Origin of the sequence: Pseudomonas sp. PMCC200344, from assembly GCF_030053095.1 — a bacterium.
Lineage (GTDB): Bacteria > Pseudomonadota > Gammaproteobacteria > Pseudomonadales > Pseudomonadaceae > Aquipseudomonas > Aquipseudomonas svalbardensis.
In genome coordinates this window covers 3,695,253-3,714,863 of sequence record NZ_CP125618.1, presented here as the reverse complement: position 1 = coordinate 3,714,863, position 19,611 = coordinate 3,695,253, and the positions used below count along the sequence as shown (strand labels likewise).

The following is a 19,611-nucleotide window of genomic DNA, read 5'->3' as shown; positions in this document are numbered from 1 at the left end:
GCCGCAAGGGACCCGCCCGGCAATCACTCAGAGACCGACGTCCGGCAACTCCGGACGATTGGCCAAGGCCTTGGCCATGATCTGCTCGACGAAAACACGATCGGCTTCCGGCAGGGCCAGACGGGGTGGACGGGTCAGGGCGCTGCCGCGACCGGCGATGGCTTCGCACAGTTTGATGCACTGCACCAGGTCGGCGCGGGCGTCGAGGTGCAGGATCGGCATCAGCCATTTGTAGATCGGCATGGCTTCGGCGAAGCGACCGGCCTTGGCCAGACGGAAGATGGTTTCGCCTTCTTTCGGGAACACGTTGGACATGCCCGAGACCCAGCCTTCGGCCCCCACCGCGATGCTTTCCAGCACCACGTCATCGAGGCCGGCGAACAGCACGAAACGGTCACCGACTTCATTGCGCACGTCGATGAAACGACGGGTGTCGCCGGAGGAATCCTTGAAGCACACCACGTTGTCGCAGTCAGCCAGGGAAATCAGGATGTCCGGGGTGACATCGTTTTTGTAAATCGGCGGGTTGTTGTAAACCATCAGCGGTACGTCGGCATTCTTCGCCACGTAGCGGTAGTGCTCGGCGGTCTCGAACGGCTTGGAGCCGTAGACCAGCGCTGGCATCAGCATGACCCCGTCGACACCAACCCGGCGCACGGCGTTGGCAACTTTGGCCGCTTGCACGCTGGTGAATTCGGCCACACCGCAAATGACCGGCACGCGACCACGGGAAGCATCGACCGCGACTTCGGTCACGGCGATTTTTTCTTCGGCAGTCAGCGAGGTGTTTTCCCCCACGGAACCGCACACCACCAGGCCCGACACGCCGTCACGGATCACGTTGGAAATCACCTGGTGGGTTTTTTCCAGGTTGATGGTGAAGTCATCGTTGAATTGAGTGGTCACCGCGGGGAAGACGCCACTCCAGTTAATGCGCTTGCTCATTGTTGCCTCCAGTTCGTTAATTGTATTTCGTATACGATATTGCAAGTGAAAAGACTCGGCCAGCGCTTTTTTCAGTGACGAGGGTTTTTTTGCTAGCCGTTGGTCAGAGTTTTGGGTGAGGGTTTGTAAGGCTGTGCTCAGGCCCCAGGCCAGGTGTCAGACAGTCGATAGCCTTGTGGCCATGGATCGCTCGGATCGAGCAGCAATTGGTGGGTGCCGGTGATCCAGGCCCGGCCGGAAATGCACGGGTAGATCGCCGGGCGTCCTGCCACTTCCGTCAGCGAATCGATGCGGCAGTGGAACTCGGAACCGATGATCGAACGACCGATAAAACGTTCGCCGACCTGCATCAAACCCTTGGCCTGCAGCACCGCCATGCGCGCCGAGCAGCCGGTGCCGGTCGGCGAACGGTCGATCTTGCCGGGTTGAATCACCACCGCGTTGGCGCCGGTGGCGATGCCATTTTCATAGACGAGGGGAGCCGCGATCTGGCAGAAGGAAATGTGCGACCACTCGGGGTTCAGCGGATGGACGAAGCCCAGTTGTTCATTGGCGGCGCGGGTGATTTTCAGCCCGACCTCGACCAGTTCGGCCGCCTCATCAGGACGAATGGAAAAGCCCAGGCGCTGGGCGTCGGCGATCACAAAACTGTCGCCGCCGTACGCGGTGTCGACCTGCAACGAGCCGATGCCTTCGACTTCGATCCAGGCGTCGAGGCGGTCAGCGAAGGAGGGCACGTTCTTGATTTCCACCCGTTCGACTTTGCCGTCACGGCAGTCGGCCACCGCCTCGATCAACCCGCCCGGCGCTTCGAGCACCAGCCGGGTTTGCGGTTCGGTCATCGGCAGGATGCCGCTGTCGAGCAACACGGTGGCCACGCACAGCGAGTTGGAACCGGACATCGGCGGAGTGTCGGCCGGTTCCATGATGATCCAGGCCATCTGCGCCCGCGGATCCTTGGCCGGCACCAGCAGGTTGACGTGGCGGAACACACCGCCGCGCGGCTCGTTGAGCACGAAGTTGCGCAGGGTCTGATCCCTGGCAATCCAGCGTGACTGTTCCCACACCGTAGCCCCGGGCGGTGGTGCAACGCCGCCGACGATCACGTCGCCGACTTCGCCTTCGGCGTGGCAGCTGACTACATGGATGACTTTCGATGAGCGCATTGTCTACTCCTTGTTTTGTCTGTTAGGGCCTCATCGCGAGCAGGCTCGCTCCCACAGGGTTTGGTGCTGTACATAAAATTCGGCCCGACCCCAGACCAATGTGGGAGCGAGCCTGCTCGCGATGAGGCCATCAGTTATTTCACTGATTTCAGAAAGGCCGCTGTTTCCGCATGCACCGGGTTGCCGATGACCTGATCAGGCGAGCCGATCTCATGCACCAAACCATTGCGAAAGAACGCCACTCGGTCGGACACATCGCGGGCGAAGCGAATTTCATGAGTCACCAGGACCATGGTCATGCCGTCTTCGGCGAGCATGCGCATGGTGTCGAGTACCTCGCCCACCAGCTGCGGGTCGAGCGCCGAAGTGGCTTCGTCGAACAGCATGTAGTCCGGCGACATGGCCAGGGCGCGGGCGATGGCCATGCGCTGTTGCTGGCCGCCGGAGAGCTTGCCGGGAAAGGCTTTGAGCTTGTCGCCCAGACCGACGTGGCTCAGTTGTTTAACCGCCAGTTCTTCGGCTTCGGCTTTGCTCTTGCCCAGCACTTTTCGCGGCGCCAGCATCACGTTTTCAAGCACGGTCAGGTGCGGGAACGCATTCCATTGCTGGAAGACAATGCCGATTTTCTGCCGCAGACGGTTGAGGTCCGTGGCGCTGTGATGGACCTCGACACCGTCGACGCGGATGTTGCCTTTCTGGATTGGCTCCAGACCGTTGATGCACATCAGCAGGGTCGACTTGCCGGAGCCGGAGCCGCCGATGATCGACACCACCTCGCCCTTGTTCACCGTCAGGTTGACGCCCTTGACCACTTCGAGGTTGCCGAAGGATTTGTGTACGTTGTCGATCTCAATCATTTTCTTGCCACCTTCTTTCCAGACGAGCGCCCAGGCGAGCGACCACCAGGCTCATGACGTAGTAGATGAGGCCCGCGATGCACAGCACCAGTAGCGGCTCCTGAATGCGGGTCACGATGGTTTGCGAGGCGCGCAGCAGTTCGACGATGCCGATCCACATCACCAGCGCGGTGTCTTTCATCACGCTGAGTACCAGGTTCAGCCAGCCGGGAAAAGCTACCCGCGTGGCCATCGGCAGAACGATCCAGCGCAAGTCCTGCAGGAAACTCAACCCCAGGGAACGACTGGCCCGACGCACGGTGAATGGCACCGAAAGCACGCCGCTGCGCACGATCTCGGTGAAGTACGCGGCGGCGTAGACCCCGAGCACAATGCAACCAACGCTGAAGGCGCTGATGTTCAAGCCGACGATGCTTTTGAGCGAGTTGAACAACACAAACTGGATCAGCAACGGCACGCTGCGAAACACGTCCAGCACCCAGGCCAGTGGCAGGCTGGCGCGCGGAAACAGCGCCCGCAGCAAGCCGAACAACAGCCCGGCGAAGGAGCCGAGGATGATCGACCAGAACGTGAGTTTCAGAGTGACCCAGGCGCCATCAAGCAAGAACAACAGGTCATTCCAGGAAAAACTGGTGGTCAACATGCTCACCTCCTCAGTAGCGGAACAGTCGCCAGGCCATCAGCCGGGCGACGGCGACGATCGCCTTGGCAATCAGGTAATACAGCACCGCGGCGATGGCGAAATATTCGAAGGTGCGGAACGTCTTGACGTTGTAATCCTGGGTCACGCCGGTGAGGTCATTGTTCAGCCCGACAATCACCCCCAGTGACGTCATCAGCACCGCCCAGACCATCTGGTTACTCAACGGGTAGAAGACGATCCGCAGCAGCTGCGGGACGATGATCATCCGGTAAGCCTGAAAGGCACTCATGCCCAGCGAACGCGCGGCGCGCACTTGCGTCCCGGGCACAGCCTTGAGACCACCGCGAAAGTTTTCCGCCAGGTAGCCGGCGTTGTTGAAGGTGATCCCGGCCAGCAGCGCGAACCATGAGCTGACATGCAAATCCAGCGAGCCGAGGCCGAAGTAGAGGACGTAGATCTGGAACAGCGACGGGGTGTTGCGGGCGATCGACACCCAGCCATTGCCGATGCCGCGCAACAACGGTTGTTTGGTTTCGCGCATCACCGTCAGGGCCAGGGCGATCAATACGCCGAAGATCATCGACAGTGCAGCGGTCTCGAAGGTGACCCAGGCGCCGGCAAGCATGTCCGGAAGGGCGCGCAGGGTCGCGCGCCATTGGAAGGTGTAATCAAACATGCGCGTGGCTCTCCAGAGAGGCGGCCGATTGCAGCCAGGCCGGCAAACGACCACTGGCCGTGGCGCTGCAGGCGGCGTCGACACATTCGGCGAGGTTGGCGAAGTGCACCTTGCGGCCCACCAGGCCGGGTGCGTAATGGGCGTACTTGCCTGAGTTGGTCATCAAGGTTTTGGCCGCCAGCGGGATCACTGGCTCGCCGAGCATGCACCAGCAGGTGTCGGTGACCAGGGTCGCGCCGAAGGCTTCGATCACGGCGATATGTCCAGCCTCGTGGGCCTGCTCCAGCACAGCGCGTCCGCAGGTGATGGCAAGCACGACCTCGGGATGCTTGTGCCGACCCCGACACAACCGCGCCAGAAGCGCGAATTCGCTGAGGGAGAAATGCGGATTGCCCAGCGAGACCACATCTACCCGGTTGTCGCGGGCACTGTTGAGTTCGCGCCAGCTGAGCAGCAAATCCTTCAGGCGGATTTTTTCCACCGGCACATCGGCATCCGCCTCCAGCACCTGCGTCGGGTCGAGTGCTTCCGGGGTCACCCCGGCGATGTGGAACAGCGGTGCGGCGGAGGTGGTGGCGAAAGCCGCACCGAAAGCTTTCAGGTCATCCAGGCTCGGCTTGCGCTGTTCAAGCCCCAACACCAGCGGAATCCGGCTGCCGGCCAGGGCACCGATGTGGTAACCGAGCAGCGGGTAGAAGGCGTCATCCAGCTCGCGCAAAACCGGCAATTCGATTTGCAGTCTCGCTTTACGTTGCGCGTCCAGATGGCAGCCGATCAGGGGCGCGCGGCCGGTCAGGGCGATGCAGATATCCAGGTAGTCCGGGTATTTCAGGGTGCGTGCGCCGAGCACGCTGTTGGCGTAGACCACCGCGTTGGATTCGGCCCAGACGATTTGCTCGCCGGCCTTCGGCGCGCTGTCGAGCAGGTAGGGCGCGCAGGTGAAACTCAGCTGTGCGCCCATCGCCATATAGGCATCGCCCAAAGCACTGGCCGGCACACCGAGTGCCGGATCAATGCCCAACTCGCGCCAACGGCGCTGGTCGACGGAAATCGAATTGAGGGTGGTCGGTACCCGTACTCTTGCTCCCCACTGCACCAGTTGTTCAGCAAAGCGCAGGCTCGCAGGTCCCGTATAAATGCAGCCGTCGATGTGCGCCTGGGTGACATCCACCAGGTGTCGCGCACCTTGCAGTTCAGCCATGCGCAGGACGATCTGCATCGCCACTTGGGCTGCCTTGCCATGTTCACCGTCGAGCAGCGCCTGATCGTGTTCGGTGAGTTCGATAGCGGTGCTTTTTTCTGCTGTCTGCAACGGACTGTCGAGTGCCTGCCAGGCATCGCCCGGCAGGTGTTCGAACACGGTCACCGTTGATGCTTCGACCCGAGCAAAGGCCTTGCCGCGCAAGGCGGCGAAGGCCTCCCGGCCGATGCACCGCACCGGCAGGGAACGCTCGAAAATGGTCTGTGCCACAAGCACGCCCAGGGTCAGGATCTCATCGGGTTCGGCCAGCACCAGTGCGGCCGGCGCATGACCGTTGCTGATCAGTTCCATCAGCACACTGCTGCCGGTGCACGAGCCGCGGCCACTGGGAATCGCCAGCACCCGGCCGGCCAGATGTTCGCCGCTGAGCGGGTGGTGACGGTCGATGACCTCGCCGCTGTACGGATCGACCCCGCCCCAGAAGCTCAGCCCGACATCGGCAAACAGCAGGGCGCCTTGTGCGGCGCCGGCGACCAGGCTGCGACCGGTCAGAGAGGTTGGCCTAGGCATGCCGGACACCTCAGTAATAGACCTTAGGCACGGTCAGGTCGGAGGGTGAAATCTCGGTACCGACCCATTTGGTGAACAGCTCGTTGTAACGGCCACTGCGCACCTGCTGGTTGACGAACAGATTGAGGTAGTTGAGCAGACCATACTCGTTGCGCTTGGCGCCCAGGGATACGTAGTCGATGGTGTACGGCGCGTTACCGGCGATTTTCAGGTTCTTGTATTTGCCCGACTTGATCGTGGCGGCGGCCACGGTGTTGGTGACCACGGTAGCGTCGATGTGACCCTGGGCGACCGCCAGCAGCGTGTCGTTCTGCGACTGATAGGCGCGGAAGGTGCCGGAGCCCCAGCTCTTCACGTCTTTTTCCAGAGCGATGGCTTCATAGGTGCCGCTGGTGTTGCCCAGCGCTTTGCCCTTGATATCGGCGAAGCTGTTGATGCCGGTGTTATCGCGGGTCAGCACGACCATCTGAAAGGCGAAGTACGGCACGGTGAGGCCGACGGTCTTGGCTCGTTCAAGGGTGTCGGACGTGGACGCGACGATCACGTCTGCGCGCCCGGAGACCAGCGCCGGAATTCGATCGGGGAAGGGCGTTTCAACCACTTCAGCCTCGACCCCTAGGATTTTCGCCAGGTCGCGGCAGTAGTCCACGTCGAAACCGGCCGGGTTGTTACCTTCATCGCGAAAACCCATGGGCGGAAAGTCCAGCGTCACGGCGCAGCGCAGCTTGCCCGAGCCGATAATGTCGTCGAGCTTGTCGGCCTGGGCGGTGGCAATGAAGGACGTACTGAGAACAGCGCTGAGGGCTACGGCAAATGCGGGGTTTTTCATAGAGGCCTCGTTGTCGGAAAGTGCTGTTGGATATCGTATTGTGAATTTCGTATACGATATTTGATTAGCAATGAGCGTGCCTGTTTCCGAACAGAGGCGAGAATTATTCGCCAAGCCTTGAGCTAAAGGTCTTACAAGATGGTGGGAGCGGGGGCGTAGGAGAAGAGCGCCACGGTGGCCTGTATCAGGCGGTGTTACAGAAGGGAGCAGTGGGAACTCCGGGCGCCCCTTAAAGGAACACTCGCCCGGGTTCAGCGACGGCTTTCGCGATACTGACTCGGCGCCAGACTGGTCAAGGCGCGGAACTGCCGACTGAAAGCGCTGTGATCGGTGTAACCGCAGCGCAGGGCGATCTCGGTAATGGGCAGCTCGGTGTGCAGCAACAGTCGGGAACCTTCTTCCAGGCGCGCCTTATGAATCATCTGCCGTGGGGTGAGCTGAAACACCCGTTTGCAATGGCGCTCCAGTTGCGCCACGGAAAACCCGGCGATCGCGGTCAGTTCGGCAAGGCTGATCGGCCGGGCGAAATGGCTGCGGATGTGCGCGTCCACCGCTGCGAGTTTATGGAACGCCGGATGGCTGGACTGTGGCGCTTGCAGGTCGCGGGAGATACCAGCCAGGCCGACGATCTGACCTTGCAGGTCGCGCAGCGCGAGTTTGTGGGTCAGGCACCAAACCGGCTGGTTACCGTAATACAGGTGCAATTCGAGTTGGTCAGCCAGTTCGCGGCCGGTGGACAACACCCGCCGATCCTGCTCGGTGTACAGCGGGCCGAAGCGCTCGGGAAAGACCATGTCGGCGGTGCGCCCGAGCAGCTCGTCACTGTGTTTGAAACCGCAGCGCCGGGCCAGGGTCTGGTTGACAAAGGCGTAGCGGGCCTCGCTGTCTTTGATGAAAAACACCACGTCCGACAGGGTGTCGAGCAGCGCCGCGATCGGCTGCAGACTGCTCAGCAGAGTGGGCAGGTCGCAGGGTTTGAAGGTAGTGAGCGAGGCATACATGGCGCTGGGCGTCTGGAGGCAATGCCCGGGATCATAAAGACTCGGCGACGGACCCGAAAGCCCCGGGCCGGCATTCAGGCCGGCGGGGTGTCGTCCAGGCACAGCAAGGTCTCGATCCGTGCCGGACTGAACGGTGGTCGTGGTGCCGAAGGTTGCCAGCCGAACAGGTGCTGCAACGCGCCGCCACACACACGGCCCTGGCAGGCGCCCATGCCGCAGCGGCTGGCCAGCTTGGCCTCGCGCCAGTCAGTGTGCCCGGCAAGCGCTGCGTAAGGCACGTCTTCGCAACGGCACACCAGGGTGTCGGGTTGTGCCAGCGACTTGAGTTGCGGATCGAGGGTGAATGCTTTGTTGAGGGCGTTGGCGAAACCCTGCCAGCGCGCACGGCGCGGCCACAATGCTCGGGCCGAATCAAGGTCACCGACGGCGGCATGGCCAGCGATGGCGCCTTCGACCAATGCCAGTTCACTGCCACCGAAACCAGTGCATTCACCTGCCGCGAAGTGATCGGCGCGGCGAGTGGTCTGCCAGGCATCGACGGCGATCGCCTGATCTTCAAGTTCGCAGCCGAGGGCCTGGCCGAGTTGGGTGTTGGGAATCAGACCGAAGCCACAGGCCAGGCGATCACACTCCAGCTCGACGATTTTTCCTTGCTGTTGCAGGCGCACACCTTCCAGCCGCTCATTGCCCAGGGCGGCCAGTACATGGGTGCCGGTACGGTAATGGCGGTCGAACAACGTGACCGACTGCATCAGCTTGTTGGGCCAGCGTGGCAGTTGCGCGGCGAAACCGGCGACGGCGGCCGCACAGGCCTGCTCGGCGATGCGCAGCACTCGGGCGCCGTTGTGTTTTGCGGTGGCGGCGCTGGCCAGCAATAACGGTCCGCTGCCGGCAATCACAATGCGTTCGTCCTGCACCGGCAGGCCGCCTTTGATCAGCGCCTGGAGGCCACCCGCGCCAGTCACGCCGGGCAGCGTCCAGCCGGGGAAGGGCAGCAGTAATTCGCGGGCGCCGGTACACAGAATCAGTTTGTCGTAACCGATCAACCAGCCTCGATCGGCGTCTTCGACCAGCAGTTGTTTCGGCCCGGCGCAGGCAATCACCCGAGTGCCGGAGTGGCGGCGGATGTTGCTGCACGCCTCCAGTCGCTCGCGCATCTGACGCGCCGGGTTCGGCAGCTTGACTTGAGGTCCGTCGCGCCAGATTTGCCCACCCGGCAACGGGTTGTCATCGAGCAGGACGATGTGCGCACCGCTGGGCGCCGCAGCGAGCGCGGCGGCCATGCCGGCGGGACCGGCACCGATGATCAGCAGGTCGGCGTGCTCGCTCATGCTTGAGTCTCCACATGCATGCCGTCACGGCACAGCGTCTGGCACGCCAGACGTCGTCGACCGTCGATGGTCACCCGGCATTCCTGGCAAATGCCCATGCCACACAGCGGTGCGCGACGTTGGCCACTGACCGAGGTGCGCGTGCAGCCATCGCCGCTCAGCGCCAGTGCCGCGGCGACGCTGGTGCCCTCGGCAACCCGCAGGGCACGTCCGTCCAGCATCAATTCAGGCATAAACGGGCTCTCCGAGAAAACGTTGCGGCAGATACGGTTGCGCGGCCAGTGGCGGGGTTTCGTTGAACAGCTGCGCGACCATCAGGTCGGCGGTGCCGGGGGCGGTCGTCACGCCGAGGCCCTCGTGACCGACCGCCAGCCATAAACCTTTGCGTTGCGGGTGCTGACCCACCAGCGGCAAGCCGTCGGGGCTGGCAGCGCGAAAACCGGTCCAGGCGCGGATGCCGTTGAGCTGAGCCAGACCCGGCATGTAGTCGGTGGCACGCCGGAGCATTTTCGCCAGCATCCAGCCCTCGACTTGCGGGTCGGTGGTGCCGAATTGTCGCGAGGCACCGATGAACAGCTGCCCGGTGGGCCGGGGCTGAATATTGCACGCCGTCGAGGGGCCAGTTGCGTTGTGGGCACTGGTGACGTAACCGAGTTCCACCAGGGTGTGGGTGACTTTTCCGGGGTAGCGGTCGGTGATCAGTAAGTGGCCTTTTTTTGGTTCGATCGGCAGCTCGGGGCAAAGCGCATTGGCCTGGATGCCGTTGGCCAGAATCACCGCTTCAGCGCTCAGCCAGTGGCCGTCGTCGAGTCGCACGCGGTTGCCATCGACTTCGCTGACCCGCGCCCGGCGTTGGCTGATGTTCGGTGTATCGAGCATCCAATTGGCCGTCGCCGGCGCATACAGAATGCCATCGCCATTGATCAGCAGACCGCCTTCCAGGCCCTTGCGCAATTCCGGTTCGCGTTGGTGCAAGGCACCGCTGGAGATCAACTCGCAGGCCACGCCTTGGGCCTGCAAGTTCAGGTATTTACTGTGGGCGACGGCCATTTCTTCGGCATTGGTGGCCAGCCAGAGGGTGCCATTGCAACGGTAGGCGCAGCCGTCGGGCAGGGCCGGCGCCAGTTCGCGCCAGCGTTGCAAAGAATATTGACTGAGGGCCAGTTCGGCCGGGTTGTCGTCGAGGACCAGCAAGTGGCCCATGCCCGCCGCCGTGGCGCCGGGCAGGCCGGCGTCCAGCACCAGCACGCGCAAGCCGCGCCCCGCCAACGCTTGGGCACAAGCGGCGCCGATGATGCCGGCGCCGATCACGATCACATCGGCCGCCAGACCCTCGTTCACGGGCGAATACCCCAGGCGAACGGGTCGTCCTGTTCGATGATCAGGCTGGCTTCGGCGCTGATAAAGGCGCGGCCGCGAATGGTCGGCACGATGCGCTCGCCCTGAAGTTCGTAGGAACCCTCGAACTCGCTGCCGATGACACTGGCCTGACGCCAGATCTGTCCCGGCTGCAATTTGTCGTCGGCTGCCAGGCACGCCAGTTTGGCGCTGGTGCCGGTGCCACAGGGCGAGCGGTCGTAGGCTTTGCCGGGGCAGAGGACGAAGTTGCGGCTGTCGGCCTGATCGTCATCGGCGAACAGTTCGACATGGTCGATCAAGCCGCCGTCTTCGCCGCGAATCCCCTGAGCTTCCAGTGCTTGCTGGACGGCGAAGGTATAGGCGGTCAGCGTATCGAGGTTATCGCCAGCAACGCGCAGGCCATGCTCGGCAATCAGGAAAAACCAGTTCCCACCCCAGGCAACATCGCCGGTTACTTGACCGATCCCCGGCACCTGCAGCGAAAGCGCTTTGCGGTAACGGTACGCTGGCACGTTGCGCACGCTGACTGAATGATCTTCGTGCAGCGTCGCCTGCACCGTGCCCACCGGGGTTTCGATGCTGTGCACCCCAGGGCCGATCTTGCCCAGATGCGCCAGCGAGGCCACCAGGCCGATGGTGCCGTGGCCACACATGCCGAGGTAACCGTTGTTGTTGAAGAAAATCACGCCGGCACAGGCGCTCGGGTCCACCGGCTCACAGAGCAGGGCGCCGACCAGCACGTCACTGCCCCGCGGTTCGAGTACGCAGGCAGCGCGCCAATGATCATGCTGTTGGGCCAGCCGCTGTCGACGTTCGGCCATGCTGCCGCTGCCCAGGTCAGGAAAACCGGCGGTCACCAGGCGGGTCGGTTCGCCGCCGGTGTGGGAGTCGATCACGGTGATGCGTTTCATAAGTTGGCCACGCCCGTTCAGATGAGTGAACGAAAGAGTGGCCTGTGCGGGGGCTTGCCGGCTTGATGGTTTTATCCAGTGCCAATGACGAAATCGGCACAGCGCGGCGAGCTGTCAGTGGTGATGAGGCAGGTGCTCGAACAGGGTCTTGCAGACGCCGGCAATGTGTTCGTCGAGCAACTTCACCGCCAGGTCCACGTCACCGGCGCGGCAGGCCGCAAGGATTTCCCGGTGTTCGTGATCGGCGCGTTCCTTGCCGGCCGACAGGCTCATCTGCATGCGCAGGTAGCGCTCCAGCTTGTCGTTGACCGAGCGGATCAGGCCGACCAGAAACGGTCGTTGCGCCGGTTCGTAGAGGCAAGCGTGCAGTTCCCAATTGAGCTCGGCCCAGCGCCCCACGTCATCTTCGCCAATGAACTCCTGACAGATGCGTTCGGCACGGGCGAAGGTGTCTTCGGTCATGTTCGGAATGGCCAGGCGCAGCACCTTGTCTTCGAGCAGCATGCGCACTTCGAACATCTGCGCCAGTTCCGCATCGGAAACCCGGGTGACCATCGCCCCGCGATTGCGCTGGAACATCACCAGTCCTTCGGCCTCCAGGCGTTTGAGGGCTTCGCGCACCGGAATCTTGCTGACGTTGAACTGGCGGGCGATGTCGTCCTGGCGAATCGGCTCGTCCTCGGCGAAATGCCCGGCGACAATGGCGTCACGCAGATGACGGGTGATGATTTCCGACGTCGAAGGCGAATTGCCAAGGTCGGGAGCGTTGAGTTTTGTCAGGGCCACGGTCGTGATCGTTAGGATTGAATTGCAGATATGGTATACGAATTTCCCCAGGGTGTTCCTTCGGCGATGGCCAGGACCTCCAGCCACTGCAATATCTTCCCGATCCGATTGCAACTGCTACGCTACGTTCTGGCAGCGCTCAAGTCGTTCATGGCCATCGAGGTGGCGGGCGACAGGCGGTTACCTGCAAGGAGGCAGGCAGTTGTGATCAAGCCCAGTGGTAATTCGAGTGCGGACATCGTTCCCGAGCCTCTTGGCCGAGAAGAGGTGGAGAGGGTGCTCGCGCTGTTATTGGCCAGCCCGTTGTTCGCCAAGTCACGGCGGATGGGCGCCCTGCTGCGCTTTCTGGTCGAGCACGACCTTCAGTTCTCGGACATTCCCCTCACCGAGCATGCCATCGGCATCGCGGTGTTTCGCCGTGATCCGGCGGTCTACTGCACCGGCGATGATCCGGTGGTGCGGGTGCAGATTGGCCGATTGCGGCGCAAGCTCGCCAGTCATTACGCCACGTTTGGCCAGCAGGATCCGGTGCGTCTGAGCATACCGGCCGGTTGTTATCGGCTGGCGTACCAGCGACTCAGACTCAAAGGCCTCGCTATTCGCCATCCTGTCCTGCAACTCCAGCCGTTTACCTGCATCACCCGCGACGGCGATGACTTTACTCAGGGCTTGTGCGAAGAGTTGAGCTGCAGGCTGTTCGAGTCATTCGAACAGACGCAAACGCCTGCGAACCATGTGCTGATGAAGGTGCCACGAAGTAGTGTAAAAGCACCGGATCTGGGGCGGGCCAGGCGCGGCAGTTATTTCCTGGAGGGCAGCGTGCGGGTAGAACCGGCCCGAGTCCGGACCTCGGTACGCTTGATTGATGTCGCTCAGGGCCGCATTCGTTGGTCTGCGCAGTTTGATCGCAATCGACCTTATGGCATTGCCACTCAGGAAGATCTGGCCGAGTCCATCTGCCGGTCGTTGACCGGATATTTCGCCAGGGTTGGCAGCGACGATGCCTGAGGATCAGGGGCAACGCGAGGTTGCCCCTGGGTGTGGCGGTTATATGGTTTTCCATTCACCGCCTTCGTAGAGACGAGCTGCATCATTGGCGAAGGTCAGCTCGATTTCGATGGCCTTGGAGCGCGAGGTGCTGAACATGGTGCTGGTCTGCACGTTCTGTTCGAACCACACGAGAATGGTCTCGACAGGGGTCAGAACGGTATTGCCGGTGACCACCTCGTTGACGGCTACGTAGATGGGCGTACTGACCTGATTGCCATCGATACCGGTGGACAACTGGTTGACCCCCGGGTGAATGGGTGCGTAGTCGTTCACCAGCGTGAAGGAAACGTTAGGACCGCCCGTCACGGCCTGACCCAGCAGGCCGGAGTCGGCGAGTATCGACGTTTGTCCCAGCCCGATGTTGACGATGTTGGTCGAGACTTTGACTTGCACGTTTTCCTTGAACACGTTGGAGGCGAACAACTGGTACTGAGGCGTCCAGCTGAATTCGTTGTTGCTCAGGTACTTGTCATAGGACTGCCAGACCACGTTGTAGTCTTCGGTCCCCACCTTCTTGGCAAAACACAGCTTGTAGCCGGACTTCTTGAGCTGGGTCAGATCGCCGGCGGCGATCTCGATCGTGACCGTTTTTTGAGTAGCTGCCAGGGTCGACCTCAACACCTTGCCGTAGTCGGCAGGGCTCAGGGCCTTGGTGGCGCCCAGGATCGACTTGACGGCTTCTTGCACGTCATCTTGGAGTTGCTGGCTGTGTTGGCTGACAGCGATTGATTTGCTCATGGTTTCCCTCTTCCTTGGTGGTGTGTTGGGCAATCAATGGGCAGCGGGCATCGAATTTGACGAGGGATCAGCACCCGACACGTCTTCCATGCCTCCACCGGGGAGGCGGGCGGTGCCGATGATGTGTCACGACCCTGTAAGCACATTGACGGCTTTACGGTAGGCGGGTCGTGCAGTGCGGCGAAGTGTCTTGGCGTTACAGTCAGAGGGGTCACTGGCACCGGTGCAGATCAGGAAGTAACAACCTGCGTAACAGTGTTGTATCAATGGGGTCGGCCGCCTGCCAGCCACCGCTCAGGTGGGCGTCGACGCTATCAACGTTCGGGCAGGTTCCAGCTTTCGCGAAAGTGCTCGTATTGCGCCTCGGGCATTTGAACCAGCAGAGGGGACTGGCGAGGATCCAGCCAATGGAACAAGCGAGAAATATCCGTTTGATCCATGGCGGTGCAACCCAGCGTCGGCGAGGTGGGAGCGCGCCAGATGTGGAAGAAAATGCAAGAGCCCGAGGCGGGGGACGCCGGCGTATTGTGCTCGATGAAAATGCCTTTTCGATACATGTCGTCATCGCGACGCATACGTTCGGAACTGTTCCAGTCTTTCGAAACAGTCGCTCCATCGACCAGCTCGTTATAGCGCTCGGAGTGGCTGTCATCCACGCATTCGATGGTCGGGGTGAGTGCCAGGTAAGGCAGTTTGGTGTCGGCCGTGCTGTCGTAGCCAAACGCCGTTCCCAGTTTGAATACCCCGGCAGGCGCTTTTCCATCGCCTTCACGTTTGACCGGACCCTCGCGTTGCTCAACGCTGCTCAGGCCCTTGCCCCACGCCAGCCCGCTCTTGCCGGCCATCACCGGAAACGACCCTTCGTATTTTCGAAAGGTGTTGCCCTGCCGTTCATAGCGCTGGGCAGTGCCCTGGATGTCAGTCCAGTTTTTTGTGGTGACCACAATCAGCTGATTGGCGGTGTCGAGAGCGTCGCGTGTACCCAGCGGCGTGATGGGGAAGTCCATGACGTTCTTCGGCGAACCTTCGCCGTTGTATGTGAAATGCCACCATTCCTTGGAGTACCCAGTAAACCCTTCTTTCTCCATGGCCCTGCTGAGCTTCTGGCGATTGTCCTTGGCGGCAGCGCTGATCATCGGGTTGTCGGTATGCGCGCGCTCATCGAAGCAATCGAACCCCGTTCCCATGTCGAGCGCGCCGTCGCGCCAACGCTGGTCATAGGGGGCCGTGCAATCGACTTGCCCGGCTGAAGGTGTCCAGGTATCGGCGGGCAGGGCATCCGGACCGGTCAGTGTCAGGTCCACGGTTGAGCCTTTGGAGTGGTTCGACACCCGGGCCACGTAACCCAGGCGCCAGAAGTCCTGCTTGTCCACACGCGGATAGAACTCGGCCTTGCGCGGGTCACCCGGCACTAAAGCAAAGCGCCCCATATCAGCAACGGCACGGCTGGGCCGATAACAGTCGAACACCTTCAAACCGTAACCCTTCGCTCGCAAGGCCGTTTGTACCCGAGCGAGGGCCTTGGCGGCGTCCAGCGATAACAGACACTGTGCCGCGGCGTAACCGTCGAGTGGGTGCCCGGTGAAGTTGTGAGCGCTGGCATAGCGAATGTCTTGCTCAATGCCCGGATCAATCGTACGCAGATACACCATGTTCTCGGGTCGTGTCTCTGCAGCGGCCATGCCGGGCGCGACAATGCTCAGGCACAGGGCCCATCGCAACCAGGGCCGCGCGAGCCTGTTTGGCAGACGGACTGAAAATGGCATCGAGAAGGACGGAGGTTTGATTGGGCACAAAGGGCGCATGCGATACCTCCAAAGATTCTGGTTTCTAAACAAGATCATGCAATGACACGAGTCGGTGACAGTATCAATGCTCGATCCGCTGCACCAGCTGCGCCCTCCCTCCTTTCAGCCAAGATCACGCAGTTTCCGACGCAACACCTTGCCGACGGTGGATTTCGGTAAATGGTCCATGAAGACGACGATCTTCGGAACCTTGTAGGCGGTCATTCCACGGCGGCAATGGGATTTCACTTCATCTGCGGTCAGGAGGTTCTGGGGCTCTGACAACGAACAGTTTCTGAATGCTCAGTCTCGCTAAGAGGTGTGAGTAGGTCCTGGAAGCGATGCGATCATTTGATCAAAGACCGCTACCGCATATCTTCCATCAAGGCTTTTCAAGGTCGGCATTTCTGAAGGAAAACTGAATCGAACTCTGCCGGGAAGCACTTCATCCATAGCTGAGTACCAGGTCAGCAGAGCTTGTTGGAGGCGCACGTGTAGCTCGAATCTGCTCCGTCGGCGGGTGGTGTCTGCTTTGGCTCGTTCTCGCGCGAGCTGAGGATCTATGCGACCAACAATGTAACAGTCAGCAAAGCCAATACGTCCTTGTGCGATCGTTTCTCTTGTGGCGTCCAACTCAGTTCGCCAGTCGTGTTCGCTCGCCTCGCCGATCTGCCAAAGGCTCCAAATGTAGTGGAGCTTGAGAGGGTCACTGTCACACAAAGCCCAAGAAGAAATGTCTTCCATGGCCAGCGCCGTTTGCCAGCGATCCACGTTTCGCTCGGCCCAAAAAGTTGCTGCTCCGACTGGATCCTTTATCCGATCCGGCTCGTTTTCAAAACGGCCGTTTTCAGGAATGACATGTTGCCCTCCATGCTTGGCGCACCAAGTGGTTTTCCCGCTGGCGCTGATACCCTCAACAACTAAAATCATCGTTCGCCCTTAAATCTGGAGTTCTGAAGGTGATGCGCAATGCGGCTGGCTGGTATTAAAAAGCATTTATGTCGTGTTCTTTGCTCACCCGTTAACCGACACGCAGCGTGTCGTTGTTCGTGCCTTCTAAGTCGACTGTGTATGGCCTTCGAGGCTGGTCTTGAGACGAGTGAGCGAAGCGAACGGCTTGATCTGTTTGTCAAACGTACCAGCCGTACCCTGCCGCGATGATCAGCGGAGAAACCAGCAGCGTTGCCCAGAACCCCGATTTTGGAACAGCAATGACGCAAATGATCGAGATCATAAGCACATAGATGCCAACAATTTTAAGTAGCGCGAGATCGCCAACGGCTACAGCGTGAATCGCTGTCTGCCCTGCGAGCATAAAAAGCGGCCCCAGCATGGTAAACCAGAGGGCAGTACGCCGATCTTCGTGCGCTTTGAATTGGTCAACGAAGCCTGAGTCTACAGCGGCGGCGAATGCTGTTTTGAACTTGAAAATACCGAATGGAATATGGAGGACACCCAAGGCGAACAGGGTCCATGCGACGATGTTTGACATGTCTTATATGCTCCGTACGGTGAGGTTGGATAAGTGCCTAACGTTTGTTTAAGGGCGCGCGGCACGGTCCCAGCTTTATCGCGCAGCGTCCAGCAACCGAAGAGAGCTGAGTGCATTGTCAGGCTGCGTCCTCACGGTACTTGCCATCGGAATACCTAGCCCAAACAGATTTGTAAATTCCGGTGGTGTTTAAGATAAATAGATCAGCTCTCAGGGGAAATGATCGAGTCTAGACTAGGTTCAGCAGCTAGTTTCAATCGGTCAGCTTTACTAATGTATTTAGACTTACTGGGCGGTGCCAATTTGGCACTGGCCTTTTTTGCGTGAGCCTTTAATAACTGTTGTATTTTTTTACGACGATTCATGTTTTCTACTCGGCTTGTAAGTTCTTCAATGATGGCAGAGGTTTGCGCACGAAGCCTAGGGATTGAGACAGGGCTTCACTGCGTCTTCGAGCATGCCAACCAGCTCAGGATATTTCAAACAGCATCATGCTGGCGGAAATCACGGCGAACCGGGTGCTGGATCAAATCGATCCACCTGAATAATCGCTGTGGGAGCGGGCTCGCTCCCACATGTCGGTATTTTTATGGCTGTGGTGATCAGCTCCCGGCCCATTTATTCAACGCCTCTTCAGCCGCCGCAATTTCAGCCTGACGCTTGACGATCATGTCGCCAATCGGCGGACCCTGGAAGCGTCGGGCTTCAAATCCGAACCAAACGATGGCCGTCAGCACCAGAAAGCCGATGGTGATGTACAGCGCCCAATCGTTCGGTGGCTGGATGCCGATGACGAAAATAATCACCATCGAGAGGATCGAGAGGAGGGCGAACACTGAGTACCAGAAACGTCCCATGTTCCACGGCCCCATGGTCGGCCACTTCGAAGTCCCGTAGGTAAACAGGCCCAGCACGATGGGAATGATGAAGGAGAAGAACAGGAAGATCACCGTGCAGGACACCACGATGGTATAGACCGGCGTTTCGCCGACCGAGATTACCGACGATCCCCAGACAAACAACACCGCGAGCGTGGCACCGGTCCAAATCGCCGCCACCGGGCTGCGAAGGGTAGGCGAGACCGAGGACAGAGCTTTGGAGAAGGGCAGGCCGCCGTCACGGGAAAACGCGAAGATCATGCGTGAGACCGAGGTCACGGTCGCCAACCCGCAAAGAAATTGCGAGATGAAAATCGCCACGTACAGCGCCAACTTCACCGTTGGATTGACCTGGGTGTCCATGGCCCAGAAAAACACGGTCCAGCCATGCTTCGCCGCCTCGTCCATGCTCGGCAGCATCAGCACAAACGAACTGAGCATGACCCAGCCGAACAGCAACGACCAGACCACCGACATGACCATGCCGCGTGGCACCGACATGGCGGCATTCCGGGTCTCTTCCGAGGTATGCGCAGAGGCGTCATAGCCGGTGATGGTATAGATCGGCAAGAGCAGGCCGAGCATGAAAATCCAGCCGTTCGAGACCTGTGGCCAGACGCTGCCGCCTGCTTCGCCGGAATAGTTGCTGAAGGTCCATAACCGGGCGAACTCATAACTGGGTGCAGAGATCAGGCAGACGATGGTCAGCGCGAGCGCCGTGGCGAAGATCAGATACCCCGAGAAGTCGGTGAGCTTCGCGGTCAGGCCGATACCCAGGTGGTTACACAAGGCCTGGATGCTCGTCAGGATCGCCAGGAAAATCACCCGGGTCGTGGTGGTGTCTTCCATTCCCAGGGCCGGTCCGAAGGCGCCGAAAAAGAAGTAATAGGTGCCGACGTTGATCGCACCGAGCACGGTGACCAGCCCGAGCAAGTTGAACCACGCGGTCAGCCAGCCGGTGAAGCGGTTACCGAGAATCGAACCCCAGTGATAGAGGCCGCCAGCGGTAGGGTAGGCCGAGGAAATCTGCGCCATGGCCATGGCGAAAACTCCGGAGATCAGGCAACCGATCGGCCAGCCGATGCCGATTGACGCACCGCCCGCACCCGAGGTGCCCTGGGCGAGTGAGTTGATACCACCCGAGAGGATGCAGATGATCGAAAAGGAAATGGCAAAGTTGGAGAAAACGCCCATGCGTCGCGACAGCTGCTGGGCATAGCCCATGCTGTGCAGCACCTTGACGTCATCGTCTTGCGGCGCGCTCGTGCCGGGCTGGCTTGCTGGATTCATGTTATGTGCCCCTTAGGTTTTGATACGCATCCATCCGGGTTTTACGTGGCCGGATGGGCTGGCCTTCAACCCCTTGTCGTACTGCTCCTGTTTCTAACGGA

General features: G+C 60.5%; 20 protein-coding genes and 1 pseudogene. 1 reads left to right on the top strand and 20 read right to left on the bottom strand.

The features are described 5' to 3' along the window. Positions 1 to 27 precede the first annotated feature (27 nt). From QFW87_RS16820 to QFW87_RS16760, 13 genes are all read right to left on the bottom strand, one after another. Positions 28 to 945 carry a dihydrodipicolinate synthase family protein gene (locus QFW87_RS16820; RefSeq protein ID WP_283188305.1) on the bottom strand — a complete coding sequence of 306 codons (918 nt, stop codon included), beginning with the start codon at positions 943 to 945 and terminating at the stop codon, positions 28 to 30. Positions 946 to 1,082: 137 nt separating this feature from the next. After that, the gene (locus QFW87_RS16815; protein ID WP_283188304.1) at positions 1,083 to 2,111 is read right to left on the bottom strand and encodes a proline racemase family protein; all 1,029 of its coding nucleotides are present in this window, start codon (positions 2,109 to 2,111) and stop codon (positions 1,083 to 1,085) included. Between the two features lie 134 nt (positions 2,112 to 2,245). After that, positions 2,246 to 2,968 carry an amino acid ABC transporter ATP-binding protein gene (locus QFW87_RS16810; RefSeq protein WP_283188303.1) on the bottom strand — a complete coding sequence of 241 codons (723 nt, stop codon included), beginning with the start codon at positions 2,966 to 2,968 and terminating at the stop codon, positions 2,246 to 2,248. Further along, a complete protein-coding gene (locus QFW87_RS16805; protein ID WP_056745275.1) occupies positions 2,961 to 3,611 on the bottom strand; it encodes an amino acid ABC transporter permease in 651 nt (216 codons plus the stop codon). The genes QFW87_RS16810 and QFW87_RS16805 overlap by 8 nt, the downstream gene beginning before the upstream one ends. Positions 3,612 to 3,621: 10 nt before the next feature. After that, positions 3,622 to 4,287, bottom strand: a complete 666-nt coding sequence (locus QFW87_RS16800) for an amino acid ABC transporter permease (RefSeq protein ID WP_283180624.1) — start codon at positions 4,285 to 4,287, stop codon at positions 3,622 to 3,624. Then, positions 4,280 to 6,058: an aconitase family protein gene (locus QFW87_RS16795; RefSeq protein ID WP_283188302.1), complete on the bottom strand. Its 1,779-nt coding sequence runs from the start codon at positions 6,056 to 6,058 to the stop codon at positions 4,280 to 4,282. Before QFW87_RS16795 ends, QFW87_RS16800 begins: the two co-directional genes overlap by 8 nt. Positions 6,059 to 6,068: 10 nt before the next feature. Next, positions 6,069 to 6,887, bottom strand: coding sequence for a transporter substrate-binding domain-containing protein (locus QFW87_RS16790; RefSeq protein ID WP_283188301.1), 819 nt, complete (start codon positions 6,885 to 6,887; stop codon positions 6,069 to 6,071). Positions 6,888 to 7,138: 251 nt separating this feature from the next. Continuing rightward, positions 7,139 to 7,888: an AraC family transcriptional regulator gene (locus tag QFW87_RS16785; protein WP_283188300.1), complete on the bottom strand. Its 750-nt coding sequence runs from the start codon at positions 7,886 to 7,888 to the stop codon at positions 7,139 to 7,141. Between the two features lie 74 nt (positions 7,889 to 7,962). Beyond that, on the bottom strand, positions 7,963 to 9,219 hold the full coding sequence (locus QFW87_RS16780) for an FAD/NAD(P)-binding oxidoreductase (protein WP_283188299.1): 1,257 nt from the start codon (positions 9,217 to 9,219) through the stop codon (positions 7,963 to 7,965). Next, positions 9,216 to 9,452 carry a (2Fe-2S)-binding protein gene (locus QFW87_RS16775; RefSeq protein ID WP_008157207.1) on the bottom strand — a complete coding sequence of 79 codons (237 nt, stop codon included), beginning with the start codon at positions 9,450 to 9,452 and terminating at the stop codon, positions 9,216 to 9,218. Before QFW87_RS16775 ends, QFW87_RS16780 begins: the two co-directional genes overlap by 4 nt. Beyond that, entirely contained in the window at positions 9,445 to 10,560 is a 1,116-nt protein-coding gene (locus QFW87_RS16770) for an FAD-dependent oxidoreductase (RefSeq protein ID WP_283180619.1), read from the bottom strand. Before QFW87_RS16770 ends, QFW87_RS16775 begins: the two co-directional genes overlap by 8 nt. Then, a complete protein-coding gene (locus QFW87_RS16765; RefSeq protein ID WP_283180618.1) occupies positions 10,557 to 11,489 on the bottom strand; it encodes a 4-hydroxyproline epimerase in 933 nt (310 codons plus the stop codon). The genes QFW87_RS16770 and QFW87_RS16765 overlap by 4 nt, the downstream gene beginning before the upstream one ends. Positions 11,490 to 11,603: 114 nt before the next feature. Next, positions 11,604 to 12,275 (bottom strand): GntR family transcriptional regulator, encoded by a 672-nt coding sequence (locus tag QFW87_RS16760; protein WP_176471612.1) that lies wholly within the window; start codon positions 12,273 to 12,275, stop codon positions 11,604 to 11,606. Positions 12,276 to 12,425: 150 nt separating this feature from the next. Between QFW87_RS16760 and QFW87_RS16755 the strand changes: the two genes are divergently transcribed. Continuing rightward, entirely contained in the window at positions 12,426 to 13,283 is an 858-nt protein-coding gene (locus tag QFW87_RS16755) for a hypothetical protein (protein ID WP_283190923.1), read from the top strand. Between the two features lie 39 nt (positions 13,284 to 13,322). Here QFW87_RS16755 and QFW87_RS16750 read toward each other — a convergent pair whose 3' ends face one another. The 7 genes and pseudogenes from QFW87_RS16750 to QFW87_RS16720 form a co-directional block, all read right to left on the bottom strand. Beyond that, positions 13,323 to 14,063, bottom strand: coding sequence for a hypothetical protein (locus tag QFW87_RS16750; protein ID WP_283180617.1), 741 nt, complete (start codon positions 14,061 to 14,063; stop codon positions 13,323 to 13,325). 314 nt (positions 14,064 to 14,377) lie between these two features. Continuing rightward, the gene (locus QFW87_RS16745; protein WP_283188298.1) at positions 14,378 to 15,745 is read right to left on the bottom strand and encodes a M15 family metallopeptidase; all 1,368 of its coding nucleotides are present in this window, start codon (positions 15,743 to 15,745) and stop codon (positions 14,378 to 14,380) included. Positions 15,746 to 15,973: 228 nt separating this feature from the next. After that, positions 15,974 to 16,114 (bottom strand): annotated as a pseudogene (locus tag QFW87_RS16740) (hypothetical protein); the annotation flags it as partial. A gap of 48 nt (positions 16,115 to 16,162) precedes the next feature. Further along, positions 16,163 to 16,780, bottom strand: coding sequence for a hypothetical protein (locus QFW87_RS16735; protein WP_283188296.1), 618 nt, complete (start codon positions 16,778 to 16,780; stop codon positions 16,163 to 16,165). Positions 16,781 to 16,979: 199 nt separating this feature from the next. Further along, entirely contained in the window at positions 16,980 to 17,342 is a 363-nt protein-coding gene (locus QFW87_RS16730; RefSeq protein WP_283180614.1) for a DUF6463 family protein, read from the bottom strand. Positions 17,343 to 17,545: 203 nt separating this feature from the next. Further along, positions 17,546 to 17,707, bottom strand: coding sequence for a DUF2986 domain-containing protein (locus tag QFW87_RS16725; RefSeq protein ID WP_192343711.1), 162 nt, complete (start codon positions 17,705 to 17,707; stop codon positions 17,546 to 17,548). 237 nt (positions 17,708 to 17,944) lie between these two features. Then, on the bottom strand, positions 17,945 to 19,510 hold the full coding sequence (locus QFW87_RS16720; protein WP_283188295.1) for an amino acid permease: 1,566 nt from the start codon (positions 19,508 to 19,510) through the stop codon (positions 17,945 to 17,947). Positions 19,511 to 19,611 lie beyond the last annotated feature (101 nt).